Genomic DNA, 23,117 nt, shown 5'->3' with positions numbered 1-23,117 from the left:
TCGTTAAGACGTTCGAACGCCGCTTCCAATGGGAGATTGGCAAAACACCGGGTGGTAGCAGCGATGATCACTCAGTTTCCTCCTTCTTTCAATCCGTTGCCCAAGCACGAAGCTCCGTCACGCGGCGGGGGTGGATTTGTCTCCTCCAGCCGCCTCTTTTTCCCGCCGGATTTGCTTTCCGGCCCCAAATACGAAACAAAATCTGCCTTATGGAAGGTATCGAGGGAACTCCTTGTGACTTGATTTCCTTAAACCGTAAGCTTACCGGCGACGGGGAGATCTTGGCAACTGTGGTGTCTGAGTATGGGCCCTGAGAATACCGTAGTTTCTCCAGTTTCTCTTGGTCCCGGAGAGCCGTTTTTGCTGTTGACGGTAGGGCACCTTTTTGGGTATCTACCCCCTCGCGCGGGGTCATGAGGACTCCGGTCTCATGTGCCGAATGCTCCAGGCGCATGCACGTATCGGGAACTTTCCCGAGAAATTGGAAAGCCCGCCCGGGCTGCGTTTTTTCTGACCCCATGGAACAGGAGAGGTCTCCCCGACGCCACTGGTGGTACCCCATGCGAGATGACTGCGCTCAGCGACTGATGGCGGCCATTCGTTTCCAATTACCCGCCTTGGAAGGGGCGTTTGGGCATTTTGGGCGGAGTTGGGTTATTTTCATGCTTGGGCTCCTCTGCGCCGGTTGCGCATCCCGGATGGTGTACAAAGCGCGGGCCCTTCCGGTGGAATTTCAACCCCCACCCGTGACCGATGTTCGCGACGTGGCCTTGCCACAGTTGGCAAGTGACCAGGCACCAAGCGACGTTATTATGCCGGGCGATCTGTTGGAGGTGAGTGTCCTCACCGGTCTGGATACCAAAGATGTGGGTATCTCCTGTCGGGTAGACGATCAGGGAAACGTGCAGGTTCCCCCAATCGGGAAAGTGGCGGTCGGCGGCCTGCGTTTGCCGGATGCAGAGAGGGCCATTGCCCAGGCAGCCATTGAGCGGGACGTTTACCGTCGGCCGACGGTCACGATCAAGCGTGTGCAGTCGCGGACCTACCGGATCACCGTAGCGGGAGCGGTCGCAAAGCCCGGGGTTTACAACATCCCGGCTGCCCAAGCGGACCTCCTGACGGCTCTGGTTCAGGCAGAGGGGTTGAAAAATGATGCGGACCCCGTCGTGGAAATCCGCCGTTCAGGTTTCCGCGAGTCGGTTCAGCCGACACTCGATTCCAATGCTGAAAACGCTCCAGGCCAGCTCACCTCTTTGACTGAGCGATCTGCGCCAGGGGAATCCATCAAGGTGGATCTGCGATCTGTTGGGCAAAATAATCAGTCCCTCCAGGAATATCGGCTTCAAGACGGGGACGTGGTGTTTGTGCCACTACGGAAACTTGATCCCATCTACGTTGATGGGCTTGTCAACAAACCAGGCATGTATGCTTTCCCGGCGGCGGAGGATCTGCGGCTACTGGACGTTATTGCGCTGGCCGGGGGATGCTCTAATCCGCTGGCGGACAAGGTCTGGATCGTGCGGCAAATACGGGGACGCAGCGAACCTGTGCTCATTCGCGCGAACCTCCGCACGGCAGCCAAGAATCCGGCAGAAAACCTTCGCATTGCTCCTGGGGATGTCATCACCGTGGAGGAGACGTTTGGAACCTTTATTTACAACCTGCTCAAAGGTTTCGTCCACGTCGGTGGAACCGTTCCACTGAATTGAGTGGTTAAACAGGAAACGACTGCCCCTATCCCAGAAAGTTGATTGATAAAGACGCATGCCAGTGGGCAGCGTTCGTTCCCAGGGAATTTCAATGCACTTTTGAACAAGTCTATGAGCATGTGACAATTTGATCCGGACAAAGGAAGATTTTTGTCCGGGCGCGCTGAAGTCCTGAATGTTTTTCCAGGACCCGACATCGCGTAAAACTCAGGCGTCTTATAGAACACAGCGTTAACCTTCGGTTTTGGAAGTTAAAAGAGCCTATGAACGAAAGCTCATGGATACAATGGGCGGTGCCGGACTCGGCGTCTCACATTCTGCACGCGATCGCCCAGTTCCTTGTAGCGATCAGGCGCCGCTGGCAGGTGATGCTGGGGGCTTTTCTGGCGGTTGCGCTTCTCGGCGCGTTGTATTATGCAACAGCACCCAGGATTTACTCTTCAAAAGCCGAATTACTTATTCTTCAAACGGGAGATAACGCCCTTTCACCGACAATCGAAGCGCAGGGCAGTCGCGAAAACAGCCTCATTCCCACGTTTGTCAATCTCATCACAAGTGCCAAGGTGCTGGAAGGAGCGATCCAGAAGTTGTCGCGCGATGATCTGGCCGTCGATTTGAATATGGACAAACCCGAAACCTGGGTGGAGGGATTGCGGCGGAACCTTTCGGCGAGCGCGGTGTATCGCACGAATATCATGACTGTGGAATATCGATCGAAAGATCCCGGCGTGGCTGCGCGGGTTGTGAGCGCTGTGGTCCAGTCCTATCTGGATTTCATGCGAAACACAACCCAGGGGACAACTGCCGAAATCATTCGCATTCTGACTACAGAAAAAGATGATATAGCCGCGCGGCTAAGCGAGAAGGAGCAGGCCCTACAGCAATTGAGCCAGCAGATCGGGGCCCTGGATGTGGGGGTCAATTCACAGACCGTTCACCCTCTTGTGGAAAGGGCCAAAGCATTCAATGAGGCGCTCGTCGAAGTGCAAAAAGAACGGGTGCAACTGGCTGCCTCGCTTGAGGCGTTGGAAAACGCGGTCCGGCAGGGGGCGGATATTCGCCAGTATCTTTTTGCGGCGAATGACATTATTGGTCAGCAGATTCTCCTTGGTGTGTTGGGATTCAGCCGGGAAGAGACAGCCGCCCGGCTGGAAGTCGAAAGGAAAGTGGTCGAAGACCGCGTGGAGCTGGCACGTCTGCTTCAGGAATTTGGGAATAATCATCCGCGGGTTCAAGCGGTCCAGCAACGAATTGCGGCAAACGAAGCATTTCTTCTGGCCTATCAGGATCGCCTTCGGGCACGACTCGACAATTTGAATATCCCGGAACTCAGCCAGATGCTATTGGGAACGCTTCGTCAACGGGTGAACGAACTGTGGCAGAAAGAAATGTCACTTCAAGCTCAGTACGAATTGGCGAGGCAGGAGGCGGCCAATCTTGCAGGAGGCCTTGCGCAATTGGAGATGCTCAAAAACGACATTACAGGATTGCGCGAGCTCTACGGCGGCCTGGTGCGGCGGATCACGAATCTCGATCTTGCCGGGGATCTGCGGGCTTCGGTGATCACCGAGCCCAGAGAAAACCATTCGCCGGTATCGCCCAACTTTCCGCGGGTTTTGATCATGGTGATTCTGGGAGGCCTGACGCTGGGCATGTTTGTTGTGTACGTGATGGATGTGCTCGACGATCGATTCCGAAGCGTAGAAGAGATTCAGTGGCAGCTTCGTGCACCGGTGCTCAGCATCATCCGGGAAATGCCTCCTCGCGAGGGGAACGGTGTCGAGGTCCTTGAGGTGGTGGCGGATCCCAACAGCGCGATCAGCGAGAGCTTCCGCACGCTGAGGACAGCCCTCGCACTGAGCGATCAGCCAGGAGACACGATTGTCATCACGAGCACCCAGCCGGGTGACGGCAAATCCACCATTTCGGCCAATCTTGCTATCACCTACGCGCATGTGGGAAAACGCACCTTGCTGATAGACGGAGATTTGCGGCGTCCCGGCCTCACCCAGCTTCTCGGCTTGCGGGGTGAACCAGGCATCTCTGAGGTGCTCCGCGACACGGCCCCCATCGCCGAGGCCGTTCAAGCCCGCCTGAAAACGAATATCGTGCCAGATCTGGATGTCCTTCCGTGTGGACGTCGGCCGGGCAATCCTGCTGAGCTGCTCGCCGGGCCGCGCACGGCAGAGCTGCTCAATTGGGCTGTCGAGCACTATGATCAGGTGATCATCGATAGTCCTCCCGCGCCTCTTGCCAGCGATACCGCCATTTGGGGACGTCTCGCAGATGGCATCATCCTGGTTCTGCAGCCCGATAAAAACAAACGCCGTGCCGTCATCAGAGCCACGGAATACCTGGCTTTCTTGAAAATTCCCTTACTGGGCATTGTCATTAACAGACTATCCAACGAGAAAGAAAAGGATTACAGCGGTTATTCAGGCGATTATTACGGCCAGGCCGACGAGAGTCACGAAGAAACGGAGATTGCGGAGATCGCGGAGTCGATCGCCGCACCGGACCGCATCGTGCCACGGCGGGTTGCGTGAGTCACCATGCCGACGGCGTTAGGCGCAGAGATGCGACAGTAAACTAACACGAACAGCACAGGTTTCTTTCGATCACGTGTTTATATATGCGTTTATGTGAATATAAGTAACGGCAATTTGCTTGACATGGATAAAAGACCATGGTTTGCCCATGCGTGATAAAGCGGCCTCCTCTTTGATCCACCGTACGATAGACGGTGTGTTGGTTGGTGGGCTCGCGCTGACGGTCCTCCTGCTTGGCGGGCGGAGCCCGTGGGCGGAGGCCGCGCTGCTGGCCACCGCTATGACCGGGGCGATCCTGGTTGCCATCGATGCCATCCTATCCAGACGGTCGGTTCATCTGGGTGGTGCAGAATGGGTGCTCCTCGGCGGGGTTTTGCTGGGTGTCGTTCAGCTCTGTCCTCTACCAGTCGGGTGGTTACACGTGCTTTCCCCACAAAGGGATCAGTTTCTCCCCGCCTGGCAGACCCCTGAGACGGCTTCAATGCTGGGCGAGTGGCATGTCATCAGTCTGACGCCGCAGGAGACACGCCTCGGTTTGGGACTGTGGATCGCATACAGCTTATTGTTTGTGACCGTGGTTTATCGCGTTCGGAGAATAGAACATGTGGAGCGCTATCTGCGGTCTATAGCTCTGGGAATAGTTGCAGTTGCTGTATTCGGGTTGCTGCAATATCTTTTTGCGAATGGAAAATTCTTTTGGATTTACGAGCATCCGTTTGCACATACTCGGGATGCGGTTAAAGGGAGTTTTGTCAATCGCAATCATTTTGCCGAGTTCGTCGCGCTGGGGATCGGACCTCTGTTATGGTGGTTGCTTTTCAGACGCCCTGCCGATCGGGCGAAGCGTTCCCATTCGACCGGCGGCTTTGCGACCAGTTCGGGCGTGGAGCAGAATGTCCTGTGCTGGATGGCACTACCGGTCGTGGTGGTGGCGCTACTGCTGTCATTTTCGCGGGGGGGCATTACCGCATCACTGGTAGCAGCGCTGGTAGCGGGGGGTGTCCTCGCTGGGGGGGGAAACGTTCGCGGTCGGTGGATCGGGATCGTACTTATCGGGCTGGCAGTGGTAGCGCCGGCGATTGCCATTGTGGGGCCGCAAACAGTGACCGCACGATGGGAAGGGGTGTTCCGGTTACAGTGGTCGGAGATCGATTCAGCCCAGGCGAGGACGCATGTATGGCAGAACACGTGGCGCGCTGCTCGGGATTTTTGGATAGCTGGGAGTGGAATCGGGAGTTTTTCGGTAGTCCATCCCCACTATCAGAGCGCACGGTACAGCGCCCACTATTACACGCACGCTGAAAATGGTTTTCTTCAAATCCTGCTGGAAACCGGCCTGCCCGGCTTTCTGCTTTTGCTGGCCGGATTGATCCTGCTTGGCCGATGGACATGGATCGCCGTGGCCCAGGCCAGCGATTCACGGCATCGCACGGCGGCGGCCGTTGTTGCAGCAGGATTGCTGGCATTCACTCTCCACGGGCTGGTGGACTACGTCTGGTATAATCCGGCGCTCGCCGGTGTGGTCAGCGTGCTGGCCGGATGTCTTGCGAGACTGGCGCAAATTGCCCCGGCATGTGCGGAGGTTTCACAAACGCGTTTTTCGGAGTTGTCCTCCTTTGCGGAGCCAGCCCAGATTGGAAAATCCCGCACCGTTGTGCCTGCTTTTGCGTTATCACTGGCGGTAATGTTGTCTTTGCCGGTTGAAGTTCCACTTGTGACGGAACGATATAAAGCGGGGTTTGCTGAGCTAGCCTGGCATCGGTATCTCATCCTCTACCGGCAGGTCGGTGACGTTGAGGAATTGTTTCAGGGTGAAACCAACATGACGACGGTGCAGAACTGGGAGATGTGCGAACTGGCCGGGAAGAATGCGCTAGCCGAGTCGACACCGAGTTCGGACGACCAACAGGATGAAGACGTCGAAAACAGTGAACAGACGGACGCGGCCACATCGGTCTCTTTTGTGGAAACGCAATCCTCCCCAGAAGCTATCGCCGGGCAATTCAAGGAGGCCGCTGAGAAAGAACGGGAGATGATCCGCTATCTTCAGGATGTGGTGCGCTACGATCCGAAACGTTCGGAAGCTCATTTGCGACTGGCCAAGGCGTATCTTCGGTTGTTCCATCTCAAGCAGTTATACTCTGCCAATCCGATGCCCCTCTCCCAGATTCGCGATGCGGCACTTCATGCAGGTTTTGCCTCCGTTGAGGAGTTGAGGTCGTGGTTGCGGGCTGCCTTTGGGGATCATGTGGAATTGCTGGATAGGGCATCTGAGGAATCGCTGATTGCCTGCCGGTTATGTCCCCTTCAGGCGGAGGCCTACTTCATTCTCGGACAAACGTCTTTTTTGCGTGGGGAATCCGAAGGAACGCTTCTCACCTGGTACAAGCAGGCACTGGCAGTCCGTCCCAATGACGGTGACCTGCTCTTTCGTATTGGGGCCGAGCTTGCCTTTATGGGGCGGCTCGAGCACGGCTTTGTCCTGTGGCGAAAGGCGTTTGCCTGCGGCCCATGGTATCGGGACCGCCTCCTGCGCTTTCTTGTGGGGCGATCTCCACCGGAGCTACTCGATCAGGAGATTGCGTTTCTTCTGGACACGTTTGAACCGGATTTGGAATCGCTGAGGTTGATGTATCGGCTTTACCGAAAGCGATATCCTCCGGAGATGTTGACGCGGCTTCAGCGGACTTACGCTTTGGCACTCCGGGCGGCGCTCTCCAGAGATGAAGTTCCTGCGGAAGAACGGAGCAGTCTCTGGTTGGAGGCGTACTTTCTGTTCCAGGATGCAGGCAACGAAGAACAGGCTATTGCCTGTGCCCGGGAGGCGGTGCGTGCCAATCCCGTCAGTTATCGAGCGCGGTATTACCTGGCGATCAGTCTGGAAAAGGCGGGAATGTACGCTGAGGCGGAAGAACATCTCCGGTGGTGCGTGCAGCGGCGCCCGGGACATCGTGCCCTCCAGAAGAGGCTCCAGGACGTAGCAAGCAAGCGCCTGGAGGAGGAGCAACTGGCGCGTGTGCCCGGTGGGCATGCCGCGTCGTCCGGCGTTTCCGTGACAAATCGTTGAACTTGCAAAAAGACAGCTCTATGCAATCGCCCTTGTTCCGGCAGGCGACTTCGGATATGGATTAACCCGGGAAAAGGATGTCCCGTCATATCGGCAGCAGCGGAGGTTGCCGTGACTATTTCCGGAACTGGTTTTGGATCTGATAAGAATCGCAGCATTGCGCCCTCCAGCCGAGCGCCGGACCTGCGAGTTGTTCGCGCGGAGGAAGGGGCGAGTTGCTCAACCGTGGAAGAAAGTGCATCTCAGCCGGTGGCGCCGGCGGTCTGCGCGAACTTGAGCTCTGAAAAGTCCAATGGTGGCCGCGGAAAAGTCCGGAACGCAATCCAGAAAGCCTGCTGCCTCCTTTGTGAAAAGGGCTTGGGAACTTTTTGGCGAATTCACTTTTTGACCAGCCGTCCTGCAGCGCCGGTGGGCTGGGGAAAAGGGTTGGTTGGTGTTGGCGTGCTCATCGTGGGTCTGGTGGCAAGCTACCTGTGTGCCTTTCACCTACGATTTGATGGCCTGGGCCAGGGAGAAGTGCAGCGCTGGTTTTGGACGACGCTTCCCTATGTGGTTGCCATTAAGTTGCTCGTCTTTGTAAGTTTTGGGGTTCACAGAAGCTGGACAAGGTTTCTCAGCTTTTATGATCTTCTGGTGCTGGTCGAAGCGAGCACGGCCGCCCTGGCGGCGGTCGTCATTTTCGACCGTTTTCTCCTGCCGCCCCGGATGGTGCCACGGGGAATTCTCCTCATTGATTGGGGAACCACCCTGCTCATTCTTGGTGGAGTCCGGGCAATCGTGCGGGCAATACGCGATCGGACCTGGCAGAATTTCTTCAGCAATGATCCGCCGGTTTTTATCGTGGGCGCTGATGAGGCGGGGGAGGACCTCCTCCGGGCAATCAACCGGCATTCTTCCTGCCGCTATCGTGTGGTGGGCTTTATTGATCGACAGGCAGGACGGGTCGGAACGCGCATCGGCGGGGTGCCCGTGATCGGAACTCTGGAGCAGACCTGTGAATTGGCCCGAAGACTCGGTGTCAAGGACATCTTTCTGGCGGGCGGCTCACTGAGCGGGCGTGAAATTCGCCGGTTGATGGAAGAAGCGAGGGAATCCGGAATTCACGTCCAGGTCCTCCCCAGTTACGAGCAACTTCTTTCTGGGCGGGTTGCGGTTCAGCCCCGGCCCATTGCCATCACCGACCTTCTCCGCCGCGATCCGGTTGCTCTGGAGTGGGAAAACTTACGGCACTGGTTGGAAGATCGTGTGCTCCTGGTGACAGGTAGTGCAGGCAGTATTGGGTCAGAAATCGCAAGGCAACTCGTTCGGTTTCGTCCGCGGTGCCTCGTTCTGGTGGACCGCAGTGAGACAGGACAGTTTTTCCTCGAACGTGAACTGCGACAACTGGCGGGCACCACAGAAAGTGCCCGGCGTACCCAGCTCGCTGTGCTGTTGGCCGACGTTCTCGATTTTCGACGAATGGACAATCTCTTTGCCCAATATCGACCGGATGTCGTGTTCCACGCAGCGGCCTATAAACACGTACCTTTGCTGGAAACGCATCCTGGCGAAGCAGTCAAAAACATTATCTTCGCCACGCGAAATGTGGCGGATCTTGCCCATCAATACGGGGCCGAATCGTTCGTGATGATTTCCACCGATAAAGCGGTCAATCCCACGAGTGTGATGGGGGCCTGCAAGCGCGTGGCGGAAATGTACGTGCAATCCATGCGCGAAGTGTCAGCCTGCCGATTTGTGACGGTTCGCTTCGGGAATGTGCTGGATTCGGCGGGCAGTGTGGTGCAGATTTTTCGGCAGCAGATCGCGGAAGGCGGTCCCGTGACCGTCACCGATCCCCGCATGGAGCGTTTCTTTATGACAATCCCCGAAGCCGCCGGTCTGGTTATTCAGGCGGGCGTCATCGGGGAAAGCGGCCAGATCATGGTTCTCGACATGGGCGAACCGGTGCGGATCATAGACCTGGCAGTGGACATGATTCGACTTTCCGGATTGGAAGTCGGTCGGGATATCGAAATTGAAGTGATCGGTCTTCGGCCGGGTGAGAAGCTCTTGGAAGAGCTTCAGGCTGCCGACGAGAGAACCATCCCCACACGGCATGACAAGATCCGCGTGGCCGTCAGTCCCCGTGTGAATCGGGAGGCAATCCTCCGCGCAATAGACCGGCTATCACGGCTTTTGGAGGTGGATGACCGCCAGATCATCACCGAACTTCAGCAGATCGTTCCGCATTATCGTCCGCATGGTCAGCCCGAGAGCCCTGCCCTCCGTCGGGCTGCTTAAAAAGAGAAGTCACACCAAGCGTCCTGTAAAGACCGCAATCAAAAAGAGAAATTCCCGCTGCACAGGCACATATTGAGGAACAGGCACCATGTCCACGCACCCTCACCAATCTTCGCGAATTCCCCAGCGTCCCCGAGTGGTGTTCGTCATGGGGGCGGGACGGAGCGGTTCGACCGTGCTCGACCTCTTTCTGGGGCAGCATCCGCTTGTCCAGAGCGCGGGAGAGTTGTGCAACTTCGTTCACGATGGTTGGATCGAGCGGCGGCTCTGCTCCTGCGGACAACGCATCTCGGAATGCGAACTTTGGTCCCGCGTCACTGAGATATGGAAAAAGCGATCCCAGGTCGATTTGGAGACCTATGAAGAGTTGCGATGCCGCGTGGAGCACCGTCGAAGCGTTCTGTGGCAGATGTTCTCGCGACCGTCGCCCGAGCAGGTACACCTCGGCAAAGACGTGCGGGGAAATTTTCTCACCTATGCCCAGTGGACCGCCGGCCTTTATCAGGCGATCTGCGAAGTTACAGAAAAGAGCGTGATTGTGGACTCCTCCAAGAATGCTGCCCGGGGATTGGCGCTCGTTCTCATGGCGGAGCGTCTGGACCTGATCGAATTGCACCTTGTTCATCTTGTGCGGGACGTGCGGGGATTTGCCTGGTCTGCCAAAAAGAGTTTTCCGGCGGACGAGCGGGCGGGAATTCCCCAGGACATCCAAGGTTTGCCGGCTTGGAGAAGCGCTGTGGCCTGGGTCTTCGTCAATGGCATAGCCGATTTTGTCCGGCGGCGTCACGAAACAAGTCGATCTCTGGTGCTCCGTTACGAAGACTTCGTGAGCGCGCCAGCTCCGGTTGTGCTTCAACTTGCGGGCTTCATCGCCATTCCCCCTGGTCCGTGGATGGAAGTGCTTCGTTCTGAGAAACCACTTGAACCTGGTCATATCGTGGCAGGGAATCGACTGCGCATGCAGCGCCATATTCGGCTACGACCGGACGTGGAATGGCAGTCGAAATTGAGCTTTGCTGAAAAGATGCTGATCTGGCTTCTGGCGGGGTGGAAAGCTCGGTCGTACGGATATCGCTACCGACCTGTGTCTGGCCTCGACCATTTTGCCCCGGTCATGTCATCAGCGAGCGGCCATCCCCTTGCTGGACCACACTTTCTGTTGTCCCGCGATCAGCAATCGACCGAATCGTCGCCTGTGTCGGAGTCTGCCCAACCCTGAACAATCTTCTCCGCTGAGATGCCGAGCACACCCCAAAACATGTTCAAATCGAAGCCGGACAACACTTCTGAGGAAGCAACCGCTCGGCAAAATTTGCTCGTTCGCCAATCGTCCACGCTGCCGCCCCTTTCCATCCGTCGAAACTTTGCCTGGTATCTTTCCGGGAATGTGACCCAGGCGGTGTCAAGACTGCTGGTTTTGGTGCTTCTTATCAAGCTGGGCGGATTGGCGGACACCGGCCGATGGGTTGCAGCGGTGGCCCTTTGCGCACCGATCTTTGCCGCTTTTGAATTGGGGCTTCGCAATCTTCTCGTGTGCGACGTCCAGCGTCGCTTTCTGTTTCAGGACTACTTTTCTATCCGAGTCGTCGGCGCGAGTACGGCATGTCTTGTTACGCCGCTGGCCGCTTTGGTGTACACGGCCAATCCCGCTTTCGTCGGTTTGGTAGTCGTCGTTGCGGCCGGCCGAATGTTCGACTCGCTTGCCGACATCGGCTATGCCGTGCTGCAACGGGAAGAGCGGATGGACCGGATCGGCGCAGGATTCCTGCTGCGGTACGGGCTCAGTCTCGTGGGAGTGGCTGGGGCCCTGGCCATGGGCGGAGGAGTCTTCGCGGCCGCTTGCGTGGATACTTTGACAGCAGCCGGAATCTGTTTTAGATGGGCACTTCCGCACGCCTCAGAGCTTCTGGCTGGAATGGCCCTTTCGGATGGATTTTCCGAAGCAAATCCCGCGTGTTTACTTTCCTCGCCAGTGGAAACCGTTCAATTCCGGCGGCCGCACCCCGGATGGCTCAAAATCATCTGGGAAAGTCTTCCCGCTGGGGTGGTCAATTTTGAAATTAATTTGATCACCAACATCCCCCGGTATGTGGTGGACATGACCCTGGGAAAAGAGGCCTTGGCCGTCTTTGCTTCCGCCCTTCAAATTGCGGCGGTGGGTCAGCTCTTTGTCAGCGCCATGGCGAACGCTCTGGCCCCACGCCTCGCACGGTGTTATCATGCCCTGGAACTTCGTCGCTATGTTTTTCTGTTGAGTCGTTTTACGGGCGTCACAATCCTGTTCGCTTTACTGCCTCTTGCTGTCGTAGAAACGGCCATCGGCCAGCAATTGATCGCAGTGATCCTCACACCGCGGATACTCGACGATCCGGCGTTTCTCCGTGGGATTGTTGTGGCGGCTTGCGTGCTGTATATGACTAGCGTGCTCGGACGGGGGGTTGAGTCCCTCGGAGCGTTTCGACAGCATATGGTGATCCGTGGGGCGACTGTGCTTTTCCTACTCGCCCTTTTGCCGGTTTTCACCGCGTGGTGGGGAATGCGAGGGACGGCGGTAGGATTGACGCTGGCCCTAGCAGGTTCGCTCCCTTTCTATATGGCAGTGATCGCTTCCACCTGGTCGCGAGCTTTGAAGGTGCCGCCCGCCTCGGTTAGGGACGTCTCAATGAAAAAAGCTGCCGCATGAACGGCAGCCTGGGAAGCGGATTGACTCTGCGTTCACTTGCGCGCGGACGCGTAATCAGCGAACTGGAAAGCCCGGCTACTCCGCCGGCGTGAGGACGACGTCGTCCAGCCCGAACATGTAGGCTTTAATCGCTTTTTCATTGGCCCCCACAATCTCAACGCAAAGCGTGTTCTCCCCTTTTTTGAGCTCAAAGGTACCCAGTGGGATGGGGTCCGTACGGATGACCTCAGGATTGTAAAGGTCGATGGGGTCACCCGCTTTCTGGCCATTGATCGCAAGCTGAACGATGCCATAATCCCGGGCCTTGGTGAGGATGGCGGCCACTTGATACTTGCCGTCTTTGGGGGCTTCGAATCCTACTTCCAGCACATCGCCGGGTTTAGCACCTGTCCACCACAGATGATCATTGTTGCTCCATTTACCCAGGGGAAAGTGTTGCATCCCTTGGGCCTCCAGGTTGCCCGGCGGTTCATTCAGAATGCGGAAGCCGGCAATTTTAAGAGCCTTTTTCACGTAGTAATCGTGACGTTGTTCCACGGGGACTGGGTCATAAGGGTCTTTGCCCTGCGGATCGAGATACCAGCACACCGTCACCGCGTACTGTGTACCACGTTCTTCGGTACGGAAATACTTCTCAATGTAGCCATCAAAGCTGGTGTGGAAGGGCACGTTGTCCACGAGCTGCCACCGGAACACCGACTGATGCCCCTTGTTGTTTTGCGTCATTGTTTGACAGTGATATGCCCGCTGGAAAAGGTGCGGATCACACCACGCATAACCGAAGTAGTCCTCCGAGCCTGTGCCGAAAGTGGAGGGATACTTTTCACCATCCACGAAGAATTTCTCATCTCCTTCGCCCCACCAGCCTCCGAGAGGATTCCACACATGGAGCATCACGCCGAGATATCGGCCGCGTCCCTCGGTACGAAGGAGCGACCAGTCGGGCCAGCGGTCGGGTGGCACCTCGAAGGTATCCCGATGCCATTTGCAATGAAAGTAGCCAAGCCCTTCAAAGGGACGGTCTAAAGGAGCCACGATGATGTTATATTCGATCTGCCGGGAGACGGTGTCTTCATTGACCACCTCGATACTCGCACGTTTGGCAAAGGGCATGTACCAGTATGCGTAGCCACCTTCGTCTGTCACTCCTGTGAGAAAACTCTTGTACTTGTTCCAGCCGGGTGCGGTGCCGAAGAAGTCTCCCACGGGACACCACACAGCCGGCTTGGGTTGATCGTCCCAGGTGATTTGCAGAGCCACGCGGCGGAGGGCTGCCATCTCGTCGGCCCGATCTTCACACTTGATCTTCCCCTTAATGGCGATGATGGCTTTGGGGCCGGTAAGTTCCAACGATTCCTTTGCTCCAGGAGCCAATTCCAGAACACCGCCGTGAGTTTCCAGTTCCATGCCCGCGTAAACCGGCGGCAATTCGCCCATTTTCTCAGAAAAGAAATCGTTGATCTTCTTCAGCAGATCGGCGTGTTCCGCCACAAGTTGGGCGCTGAAGGTTGGGAGCTGGGTGCCTTTCGGATATGTGCGATAGACAAAGTGGTAGTAGCGTCCCCATCCTTTTTCCCCCACGATCTTGCATGACTTCTGATAGGGAATCGGCATGTAGAGATTCTGGCCGCGGCAGCCCTGATCTTCCAGGTGGTAGGAAAGTTGCGGATAGTTGAACGGTGGCGTGTCGCCCGTGAAGTATTTTTTGAACGGTAAATCGACCACAGGCTGCTCCGCACCGTCAAGATAAATTTTGACATGACCATCTTGGGCGAGGGCCGACCAGATCCGCCAAATGCACCCGGGCCCTTCCATTTCCGCAAGGACCTCCATGCCGTTTTCCTCGCGGATGAAGTGGTGGCCGTCCCCATTAGCGGCCCAGTTGATATACTTGCCGGTCGCCTCGTCATACTGACTGGCACGATCCCAGCTTGACCATTGTTTGCAGTATTCTCCATCTGCTGGCATAACGGCGGGAACCCGCGGATCCAGCATCTGCATGAGTAGATCGCGATAGGTGTAGGCAGTCTGCGCCCACCCGATTGATGAAAACTGGCCCAGCACCAGCACTGCAAGAATCAGAACCGGGAGTCGTCTCAACGGCATCATGGCCAATCTCCTTTTCTGTTCATCGGTGTCCATCGGAGCCATTCCCTGGACTCCGCACGCCCACGTGTAACCACAACATTCACCTTTTCTGTTCCAGAGCGTGTGATGTCACATCCATTCCGGCGGCAGTTTCGAAGCTCTGCCGGGCGAGCAGAATCGCGCCGTGGACCATCACTTCTTCCCCCAGTTCTGCCGGTCGAATGACGTAGCGATCGGCGAGCGGCGGAAAAACGTATCGGGCCACCTCTTTGCGAAGCGGCTCAAAAAACAACCGCTCTCCAAGGAGCGACACCCCGCCACCGATAACAATCGCTGAAGGCGCCAAGAGGGTGATCATTTGGGCGATGGCCCAGCCAAGCGTTCGTAGGGCCCGGGCAAAAACCCAAGCTGCAATGACGTTGCCGGATGCCAGAGCTTCGCCCAGCATTTTCGTGGTGAGCCGATCCAAATCATTCCCACACCGCTGCAGGAGGTTCATGGCCGCGTCATTGAGCGTGGAAAAAGAGACATCGCCGAGCTCCTCGGTTGCCCATTTTTCGCGCCACACGCTGATGCGTATGGAGTCGCCGGAACCAGCTTCGAAATCACCACGAGAGGCGAGGATTTCCCGCACCAGCGTCTGGGCTCGGGCGGCGATCCCCCAGCCTGCGGAAATGGATTCGAGATCGTTTTCGGGTGAGACAGCCGTCGGTCCCGGGCGAAGATGGCCGATTTCAGCGGCAATCCCATGAGCACCGGTGTAGATTTTTCCTTCGTAAATCAGAGCGCCTCCAATACCAGTGCCCACGGTGATGTAAAAGACGGCGCGGTGGCCTTTGCCAGCTCCATAGATGGCCTCCGCCCAACCGGCAAGGTCCGCGTCGTTTCCCATCGCGGCGGGAAGGCCCAGCTCGTCCTGACACCACTGAATGAGGGGGAAATTGTCCCAACCGGCCACATGGTGACTTTTCAGGGTTCGCCCCGTTTGAACGTCAATGGGACCGCCAAACGCGATCCCAATTGCTCGGGGGTGATGTTCGGCAATAAGTGGCCGGGCAAAATCGAGAATGCGACGGCGGATCGCCTCGGCGCCCTGTCTCCGATCAATTTCATCCCGATGCAGGGCCATCAGCCGAGGTTCGTCGCCTGTCCCGATGCCGACTTGGAGCTTTGTCCCGCCGATCTCGATTCCGAGATAACACATGGAATGCCAGTAGGTAAGGAACAACCCGGTGCCCAATTAGTTCAATTCCTTGATGCGGATTTTGCGGAATTCCACCCGCGTGCCGTGACCGAGGAATCCGATGTACCCTTTGTCACGCTTCAGGCCGGGGTGGTCGCGATGATCCATCGGCTGAACTTCATCGAGGTTGGCATCGACGATAACCACGCCGTTGAGTGTCACACGGACGTGACGCCCCTGACACAGAATTTCTTCGCTGTTCCATTCCCCGACGGGTTTGAGGTGGCCACGTTTGGCAGGCACCACACCGTAGATGGATCCGTGATACTGGTATGGCTGAAGGTGTGTGTACTGGCTTCCCGAATCATCCAGAATCTGGATTTCCATGCCGCAATAAGCGGGATCACATCCGAGTGGTGTGCGGATTCCCACGCCGTTGTTGGCGTTGGGTGTCAGTTTGAATTCGAATCGGAAAATGAAATCGCTGTACTCTTTTTTGGTGTAAAGATTGCCGCCAGGCTTGCAGACGAGCACACCGTTTTCAATGACGTAACCCTTGGTATCGCCCTGCCACTGATCGAGCGACGTTCCGTCAAACAGGCAAACAAAGCCTTGCTCTTTTTCTTCCGGCGTCAGACAATTGGATGCTTCCTCCGCCCAAGCGGGAACGGCTACCAAAAGCACTACAACTGCGGGGAGCAATCTCATGGCTGCAACTCCTTACAGTAAAGACTGTTGTAAGTTTGTACCCCAGAATTCCGGCCAACCTGTCAACTTCACAAGAGTATAACGAAAACCGATCCGAGAATCAGCCGATGGGCGCGTGGGAAAAGAATTTGAGCAGCCCCGGTTCTTGACGTCCTCTGGGAGGAGGTTCTCTCGATAACCGTTGTGCGGAGCGGAGCCATGGTACCAGTCTTGTATAGAACCTGGAAAAACAGTTTAGTGGCTTCCTGCTTGCTGGTGATTGTGCTGTTTGGAAGAAATCGGATCACGCAGGGAGGAGGCGGCCCGGAAAACGTGCTCCTTGTTGTTAATCCCAACAGTCCGACTTCCCTGGCGGTTGCCAACTTCTACCAGTCACTCCGTGGGATTCCCGATTCCAACGTCCTCTACCTGCCCTGGGATCCTCAAGAACAGGTAACCGACGTCGACCGATTCCGCGAAAAGATTTTGCTTCCCATCGTTGAGCATCTTACGAGACAAGGTTTCCTCGAATGGATTGACTGCGTCGCCTACTCGGCCGACTTTCCCTGGGGGATCGAATTACAAAAAGACATTCAGCGATTTGCTGAGGAGCATCCGGAATTACTTCCCCCTGCACGACCGGGCCGACCTTCCGACGGAGAGAAAAACTCCGAAGAATCGGCGAGTTCTCGCTGGCCGCGGGTTCTCACCCCTCGGGGGTCCCTCAACGGCCTGACTTACCTGTACGCTGGAGTGCTGGCACGTCGTCCAGACTATTACATGTCCCTTCGGGTCAACCAATACATGCGGCGGGCAATTCCTGAGCAGAAAGAGCTTCCCACGCTGGGCTTCAACAGCCGGCTACAGTTTGACGAGCATGGCAACCTTGCGAAGCAGGGGCAGCGGTATTTGCTGTCAATGGTGCTGGCAGTGGCAGCAGACGAGGACACCCGTGGGAACACACTCGAAGAGATTTTCGAATATCTGCGTCGCAGTGCGGCTGCTGACGGAAGTTTTCCGCAAGGAACAATCTATTTTGTGCAAAACGACGATATTCGCTCCCGCACCCGCGACCCTGCCTATCCGGAGGTTGTGGAGGCTCTTCAGAAGCTCGACGTCCGGGCAGAAATCGTTCATGGAATCATGCCCGAAAATAAACCCGACTGCCAGGGCGTCATGATGGGGACGGCTGAGTTCGATTGGGCACGTTCAGGCAGCATCATCCTTCCCGGTGCCATCTGCGACCATCTGACGAGTCTTGGTGGGGTCATGGCAAAATCCGCGGGACAAACCCCTTTGACCGAATTTCTGCGCTACGGTGCTGCAGCCGCCAGCGGAACGGTGATCGAACCATTTGCAATCGCCGAAAAGTTCCCTCTGCCGACGATCCATCTCCATTATGCACGTGGGTGCACCACGGCAGAAGCTTTTTATCAATCAGTCTATGGGCCATATCAGTTGCTGATCGTGGGCGATCCTCTTTGCCGACCGTGGGCGAACATCCCGGTGGTGGAACTTCAAGAGTTCCCAGAAGGAAAGATGGTTCAGGGTGTGCTCACGCTTCATCCTACGGCCGAGTTTCCCAGGCCAGGTTTGCCGCAACCGATCGGCGGTGGCCAGGTCGATCATTTCGAGTGGTTCGTGGATGGACGCCTCGTCGGGCGGAGTGGCGCAAATGAAGCGTTCGTCCTCGACACAAGACCATGGGACGACGGCTACCACGAGCTGCGGGTTGTCGCCGTGGAAACAGGCCTCATTGCCAGCCGGGGTGAGCTTGTTGTGGGTCTTACCAGCGACAATTTTGGTGGCCAGATCTCAGTGAAGCTCCACACGCCTCAAGTCAGATTGGGAGAGCCTGTCCGTCTGCACGTGGAGAGTCCCGGAGCCCTTGCTGTCGTGGTGCGGCAGAATGGCCGCGTCCTGGCCAGGAAGATCGGTGCACAAGCTGACTTTGAGATTGACAGTCGAAAGCTGGGGATGGGCCCGGTTCGCCTCCAGGCGGTTGGAATTGGAGGACCGGGCCGACCAAAAAACACAATCTCCCGCCCGATAAGCGTGATCATCGAGCGGGAGTGAAGTGGTTCGGGTCAGGGACGAAAAATTCGTTCAACTGAGAAACGTGGTGAAAGCCGTTGCCTGCGTCTTGCGGTCACACCCGCACTAGTTGTTGCCGGAATCGTACACACTATCGCGAAGCTGAGGCCAGTTGGCCGCCGTTCCTGCCTTGTAGTTGTCCGGCGTCATGAGTTGGGCGAGAACGAGCCAGTCAACGTTGTCACGCTGGGTGATGACGTGGCCGTCGCAGAAAGCGACGTTAACCACTCCGGGATGCCGGCTAGACGCGCGGGCAAGCTCGGGATTGGCGATTGGATCAGTGTTCCCACCGGAATCACCATTCAGGCAGGCGTTGATCCGCCGGCAGGTTCCGGGGCTGTCGAACCAGTTGAAGCCCACGGCATATTCCCATCTAGGGTCGTACGCGCTGTTGCTGGGAAAGCTACCTGGCGGGACTGGAATGGAATATGCCCAAATGCCGCGAGCATTGATATTTTCTGAGATGGCAAGTGTGTTGGACGCACCGTCGTGCGAGCTCAGGTAATCCAGATTGATCTGCTTGAGCTGTCCCCCGTTAGCCAGCAAGACCTGACCGCGTTCAAGGAACACCGCATCGGCTGGGCCTTCCTGGGTATTGTTGTTGAGCATCGATCCCGGCCACCCTGCGTTAGCCACGTAGACCATAGCGGCTTCCAGAGGTGCCTGGCCCGGGGTACCGTTCACGATGGGCGAAGACTCCAGGGGGTTACTGGGGCAGACTGCAAAGGGCAGCGCGGTCACATTGAGAGTGCCTTGCATCCACTGCTGATAGAGCGGCCCCTGCTCGATGTAAGGGAATAGCGTGACAAACCACGCGACATCGAGTTTTGCTCCATTTGCCAAAGTGAGAGTTTCCACCCAGCCCGGAAATTGCCGCCGTGCCGATTCGTAATTGAGGAGAGCCGTGGCAAGCTGCTTCTGATTGTTCATGCACTGCGAACGTCGCCCCGCTTCTCGGGCCATTTGAACGGCCGGCATGAGCATGGCCACAAGCATCCCAATGATGGTTATGACCACCAGAAGCTCAACAAGCGTAAAACCCTTTCGCGCCCGACTGCGAACCATCAACATGACCAATCTCCTCGTGACCAACAGACAAGCCCTTGCCCAATGTCATTGTCGCATGGGACCGTGCGATTTTCAAGCGCGAAGCTTCTTTTTTTCGACACTGGGGAGATGAGGCGTCTTGAAGAGGCCGTGGGTCGGCCCGACGCCCATCCCTCGGCGGGTCGCTTAGGAACCCCGCCGCCGCTGGCGGTAAAGCTGACTGGCCCGTTCAAGGGTTCGTCGCTCCGCGCGTGTCAGGCTATCGGTACCCGATTTATTGATCTTGTCCAGAATGCGTTCCACTTCCGCTTCAAGCTTCTCCCATTCCTCTTTTTCGGCATCGGTAGGATCTCTCACGTCATCCATGTCGCGTAAGTACTCGTACTCGCCGCGATGGACCCGAAGGCGTGGTCGCCGCTGAAAGAGGTACTTGATTCTGATCCAGATTCTTTCTCCGCCCAGTCTCTCCCAGAGAAGCCCAAGGTTCCAATTTTGATAGTAATAAAGGGCAGCGAGGGCCGCGCCGGTAAGATGCACAGAATAGGCGATTTCGCTTTCTTTACTTTGGATAGCCGACATGATATCCGGGGCCAAGAGCAACACTCCTGCCACCCAGGCCGGCACCGGCAGAAAGAAGAATAGCAGAATCGTCCTTCTCGGATAATGGAGGCAAAACAACAAGAAAATTCCCACCACCGCCCCGGAAGCCCCGATCAACGAACTCCCTGCGGGAGCACCCTGAAGCTGATTCACCGCTGCCCACACCACGCCTCCGGCGATCACCAGAAAAAGATACAGTCTGAGGAATTCTTTTCGGCCGAGAAGATATTCAATATCCCGCCCGAAAAACCACAGCGTCAGCATGTTGAAAAAGATGTGCTGCGGGCTGGAGGCGTGGGCGAAACCGTAAGTCAGAAACTGCCACCACAACCAGGGACGTGTGAGAGAGCCGACTCGCGCGGCAGTCAATTCACTCAGCCGGTAGTTACTGAAAGCATCCAGCACATACACCACCACGTTGACCACAATAAGAATGGTCACCATGCTGTACTGGCTGGTGGACCAGGCGCCCCCGGAGAGCGTCCTTCTCGTGATGTAGTCGCGGTCGTATAACCCCATGTTTGGATCTCGTGCGTGGTAGTGGTATTGGTGCTGGCAACCCGTACGTATTGTACCGTCCGCGAATCGCGAGTATCCAGCCCATTCCTCCCTAAAATTCGCGGTGTCAACGGATATGCTTTAGCCGCGGATCAAGAGCGTCCCGCAGGCTATCCCCCAGAAAATTGAGTGCAAACAGCGTCAATGCCAATGCCACACCGGGGAATACCACCAGCCACCAGTAAATCTTGATCGGCGTGATGGCCTGCAATCCTTCGTTGGCCAGCAGCCCCCAGGACACATCGGGCGGTTCCACGCCGAGCCCGAGGAACGACAGGAACGCCTCAAACAACATCACCCGTGGGATCGTCAATGTCAAATAAACCACGACCACGCTGATGAGATTGGGAAGAATATGCCGAAAGAGGATTCGCCACCAACTCGCCCCCAGCGCGCGAGCCGCTTCCACATAAAGTTCGTGCCTGAGGGAAATGACCTGGCCGCGGACAACCCGGGCCATCGTCAGCCAGTAGATAGCCCCCACCACGAGGAAGAAGATCATGATCCGGCTGAGCCCCCAGCGGTTCTCCAGAACATTCCGTACGGGCTCTGCACTGACGATTGTAATGATAAAGATGACCACAAAAATGAAGGGCACTGAATAAAGGATGTCCACCAACCGCATCATCAGCCGATCAACACGACCCCCCGCAAATCCCGCAATGGCTCCATACGTGACTCCGATCACCAGGGAAACAAGTGTCGCCACGATTCCCACAGCCAGGGACACGCGGGCTCCCCAGAGGATTCTGGAAAAAAGATCACGGCCCAGCTTATCCGTCCCACAAACCGGTGCCAGACACCACTCGCCAAAGATGGACCACCGTATTCGCAGGAGGAATCCACTTAATGGACCGAGCCGTCCAAATCCTTCTTCGAGGAGTACTTCTCGGGATGGTCGTTGACTTGAGCTGGAAGACGACGTTTCCGTGCCGGTAGCGGATCGAAAGCCATATTCAAAGAGCGGCCAGAAGCGCGGGGGCTGAAATTGACGCTCCGTGCGCACCAGACGCGGCGGTGAAAGCGGTAACGCGGGGGCAGCCACAGCTAAAAATGACATCCCGCCAAGAATCCAGAGGGACACCACCGCCCAGCGATCGCTGCACAGCCGCTTCCAGGCCTCGGCAGTGAGAGAACGAGGCGACCGGGCACGAGACTGGGGAATCGTCGCCTCCCGCGGTTTTCCCGTCGCACTTGCAGACATGCCTCAGAACTCATCAATTATTGAGGGGAGGCAAATCGATGCCGGCGGCCTTTTTGGGGGCTTCCTGCTCAGATGGTGGATTCTCGGCACCGCCGGGCGAGCCCGGTTTCTCCTGGGCTCCGGTCCGTGCATGAGGCTTCTCGGTCCCGACGCCACCGGGAAGCGATCCCGGCAAACGCTCAGGAGTTCGTTCCGTTGCACGATGAGTTCCGTTACGCGGTTCGCGCTTGGGGGCCGCCAGGGTTAACGGCTCGACGAGTTCCACAGTTATTTCCGACATCCTACCCGCTGTGGGACCGATTTGAACGCCTTTACCCGATACTTTGGCGCCCTTTGGAATGAAGGCGAGTGCCTCCCGGCCGGAAAGCTCCAATGAAATATCAGGATTTTCGGCGAGCTCAAACTGGATGGGAGCACGGAAATGGTTGTTTGGGGCCGCCACGGTGATTTTGCCTGTTTTTGTGATGCCTGTGATGCGGCCGCATACCTCAAACCTCTCTACGGGCGGGCCCGCCTCGACCTGACGACGCGAATGCAATCGACCTGGCTGTTGGGGCGGGACTCCGGCTTCGGGAGCTAGGCCGGAGCCGAATCCCTGGCCCGGGAATCCCCCCACTCCTGCTGCACCCGCGTTCGGTTCGGCACCTTCCCCCATCGCTGCCATCGTTCCCTCCGGAAATACACCGGGCATATGTTGCTGATCGGGAGTGCAAATTGTCAGAGCACTCACTTTTTCCGTTGCCTGACCCGTCTTCTTATCTATCTCGGCGGTGAAAGAAATAACGGTTCCTGATCGAAGTACATCCGGCAAGGCCTTTCCGGTGAGCTGGAGTTTACACTCCCGATCGAACAAAAGTTGCCATTTTTGGCCGGTCGGCGAGACGATAACCATCCCCATGGGGGTGACTTCCTCAACGGTACCGGAGGCCTCCAACCGCGGTAGCTGAGGTTGGCTCCCGGGTCGCTGCCCGACGAGAGGATTGCCCGGCATCGGTCCGGGATGCTGAGGCACCATTCCCGGCCGCTGGAAGCCCCCGCCTTCACGAGGAGGAACGACGCCCGGCGGAAAAACTTGGCCCCAACTGGATTGAGATCCTCCCCAAAAGCCAAAAATCAACACAAGGATGAGTGTTCCCCACCGGGACAATCTCGCAGCCGAAAGGAGCCGCACGATATTCCCCCGCACTGCCCGCAACACAATCTGGCGAGCCATGATAACGTCCTCGCACCAATAGAGTTTTTATGAAAGGTCTGCTTGGCACCTCGGGCCCATTGGATTATCCACCAGACACTTTATCCCGTCAATTTCCAGCATACCGCAGCCGGGGGAACGGTGCCACTACACGACTAAATTTTGGTGGCCATGTC

Annotated in this window: 14 protein-coding genes; 7 read left to right on the top strand and 7 right to left on the bottom strand. The window is 56.9% G+C overall.

Annotated features, from left to right (window positions below; genetic code table 11):
• Positions 1-560 precede the first annotated feature (560 nt).
• The 6 genes from ABJK56_RS14935 (at position 561) to ABJK56_RS14910 (ending at position 12,288) form a co-directional block, all read left to right on the top strand.
• Positions 561-1,709, top strand: a complete 1,149-nt coding sequence (locus ABJK56_RS14935) for a polysaccharide biosynthesis/export family protein (protein ID WP_347245468.1) — start codon at positions 561-563, stop codon at positions 1,707-1,709.
• Positions 1,710-1,972: 263 nt separating this feature from the next.
• Complete coding sequence (locus ABJK56_RS14930) at positions 1,973-4,255, top strand: polysaccharide biosynthesis tyrosine autokinase (protein ID WP_347245467.1); 2,283 nt, start codon at positions 1,973-1,975, stop codon at positions 4,253-4,255.
• 151 nt (positions 4,256-4,406) lie between these two features.
• Positions 4,407-7,325 (top strand): O-antigen ligase family protein, encoded by a 2,919-nt coding sequence (locus tag ABJK56_RS14925; protein WP_347245466.1) that lies wholly within the window; start codon positions 4,407-4,409, stop codon positions 7,323-7,325.
• Positions 7,326-7,436: 111 nt separating this feature from the next.
• Positions 7,437-9,605, top strand: coding sequence for a nucleoside-diphosphate sugar epimerase/dehydratase (locus ABJK56_RS14920; RefSeq protein WP_347245465.1), 2,169 nt, complete (start codon positions 7,437-7,439; stop codon positions 9,603-9,605).
• A gap of 88 nt (positions 9,606-9,693) precedes the next feature.
• The gene (locus tag ABJK56_RS14915; RefSeq protein ID WP_347245464.1) at positions 9,694-10,824 is read left to right on the top strand and encodes a sulfotransferase; all 1,131 of its coding nucleotides are present in this window, start codon (positions 9,694-9,696) and stop codon (positions 10,822-10,824) included.
• 39 nt (positions 10,825-10,863) lie between these two features.
• Positions 10,864-12,288, top strand: coding sequence for a hypothetical protein (locus ABJK56_RS14910; RefSeq protein WP_347245463.1), 1,425 nt, complete (start codon positions 10,864-10,866; stop codon positions 12,286-12,288).
• Positions 12,289-12,363: 75 nt separating this feature from the next.
• On the opposite strand, the gene ABJK56_RS14905 is transcribed toward ABJK56_RS14910, so the two are convergent.
• From ABJK56_RS14905 to ABJK56_RS14895, 3 genes are all read right to left on the bottom strand, one after another.
• Positions 12,364-14,397, bottom strand: a complete 2,034-nt coding sequence (locus ABJK56_RS14905; protein WP_347245462.1) for a glycoside hydrolase family 172 protein — start codon at positions 14,395-14,397, stop codon at positions 12,364-12,366.
• Positions 14,398-14,476: 79 nt separating this feature from the next.
• Complete coding sequence (locus ABJK56_RS14900) at positions 14,477-15,616, bottom strand: ROK family protein (RefSeq protein ID WP_347245461.1); 1,140 nt, start codon at positions 15,614-15,616, stop codon at positions 14,477-14,479.
• Positions 15,617-16,267, bottom strand: a complete 651-nt coding sequence (locus tag ABJK56_RS14895; RefSeq protein WP_347245460.1) for a DUF1080 domain-containing protein — start codon at positions 16,265-16,267, stop codon at positions 15,617-15,619.
• Between the two features lie 198 nt (positions 16,268-16,465).
• Here ABJK56_RS14895 and ABJK56_RS14890 point away from each other — a divergent pair, with 198 nt between their 5' ends.
• The gene (locus ABJK56_RS14890) at positions 16,466-18,322 is read left to right on the top strand and encodes a hypothetical protein (protein ID WP_347245459.1); all 1,857 of its coding nucleotides are present in this window, start codon (positions 16,466-16,468) and stop codon (positions 18,320-18,322) included.
• An 84-nt stretch (positions 18,323-18,406) separates the two neighbouring features.
• Here the strand turns inward: ABJK56_RS14890 and ABJK56_RS14885 are convergent, their stop codons facing one another.
• From ABJK56_RS14885 to ABJK56_RS14870, 4 genes are all read right to left on the bottom strand, one after another.
• On the bottom strand, positions 18,407-19,411 hold the full coding sequence (locus ABJK56_RS14885) for a DUF1559 domain-containing protein (RefSeq protein ID WP_347245458.1): 1,005 nt from the start codon (positions 19,409-19,411) through the stop codon (positions 18,407-18,409).
• 162 nt (positions 19,412-19,573) lie between these two features.
• A complete protein-coding gene (locus ABJK56_RS14880) occupies positions 19,574-20,506 on the bottom strand; it encodes a rhomboid family intramembrane serine protease (RefSeq protein WP_347245457.1) in 933 nt (310 codons plus the stop codon).
• A gap of 106 nt (positions 20,507-20,612) precedes the next feature.
• Complete coding sequence (locus ABJK56_RS14875; RefSeq protein WP_347245456.1) at positions 20,613-21,749, bottom strand: ABC transporter permease; 1,137 nt, start codon at positions 21,747-21,749, stop codon at positions 20,613-20,615.
• Between the two features lie 13 nt (positions 21,750-21,762).
• Positions 21,763-22,962 carry a hypothetical protein gene (locus ABJK56_RS14870; RefSeq protein ID WP_347245455.1) on the bottom strand — a complete coding sequence of 400 codons (1,200 nt, stop codon included), beginning with the start codon at positions 22,960-22,962 and terminating at the stop codon, positions 21,763-21,765.
• Between the last annotated feature and the right edge of the window lie 155 nt (positions 22,963-23,117).

The sequence above is a fragment of the Thermogutta sp. genome, assembly GCF_039793925.1.
Taxonomy (GTDB): Bacteria; Planctomycetota; Planctomycetia; order Pirellulales; family Thermoguttaceae; genus Thermogutta.
This window is presented reverse-complemented; position numbering and strand designations above follow the sequence as displayed.

Coding starts and splice junctions, on each gene's coding strand:
- ABJK56_RS14895 (WP_347245460.1), bottom strand. CDS start 16,267: ATGAGATTGCTCCCCGCAGTTGTAGTGCTTTTGGTAGCCGTTCCCGCT.
- ABJK56_RS14910 (WP_347245463.1), top strand. CDS start 10,864: ATGTTCAAATCGAAGCCGGACAACACTTCTGAGGAAGCAACCGCTCGG.
- ABJK56_RS14925 (WP_347245466.1), top strand. CDS start 4,407: ATGCGTGATAAAGCGGCCTCCTCTTTGATCCACCGTACGATAGACGGT.
- ABJK56_RS14870 (WP_347245455.1), bottom strand. CDS start 22,962: ATGGCTCGCCAGATTGTGTTGCGGGCAGTGCGGGGGAATATCGTGCGG.
- ABJK56_RS14890 (WP_347245459.1), top strand. CDS start 16,466: ATGGTACCAGTCTTGTATAGAACCTGGAAAAACAGTTTAGTGGCTTCC.
- ABJK56_RS14875 (WP_347245456.1), bottom strand. CDS start 21,749: ATGTCTGCAAGTGCGACGGGAAAACCGCGGGAGGCGACGATTCCCCAG.
- ABJK56_RS14930 (WP_347245467.1), top strand. CDS start 1,973: ATGAACGAAAGCTCATGGATACAATGGGCGGTGCCGGACTCGGCGTCT.
- ABJK56_RS14905 (WP_347245462.1), bottom strand. CDS start 14,397: ATGATGCCGTTGAGACGACTCCCGGTTCTGATTCTTGCAGTGCTGGTG.
- ABJK56_RS14885 (WP_347245458.1), bottom strand. CDS start 19,411: ATGTTGATGGTTCGCAGTCGGGCGCGAAAGGGTTTTACGCTTGTTGAG.
- ABJK56_RS14935 (WP_347245468.1), top strand. CDS start 561: ATGCGAGATGACTGCGCTCAGCGACTGATGGCGGCCATTCGTTTCCAA.
- ABJK56_RS14915 (WP_347245464.1), top strand. CDS start 9,694: ATGTCCACGCACCCTCACCAATCTTCGCGAATTCCCCAGCGTCCCCGA.
- ABJK56_RS14880 (WP_347245457.1), bottom strand. CDS start 20,506: ATGGGGTTATACGACCGCGACTACATCACGAGAAGGACGCTCTCCGGG.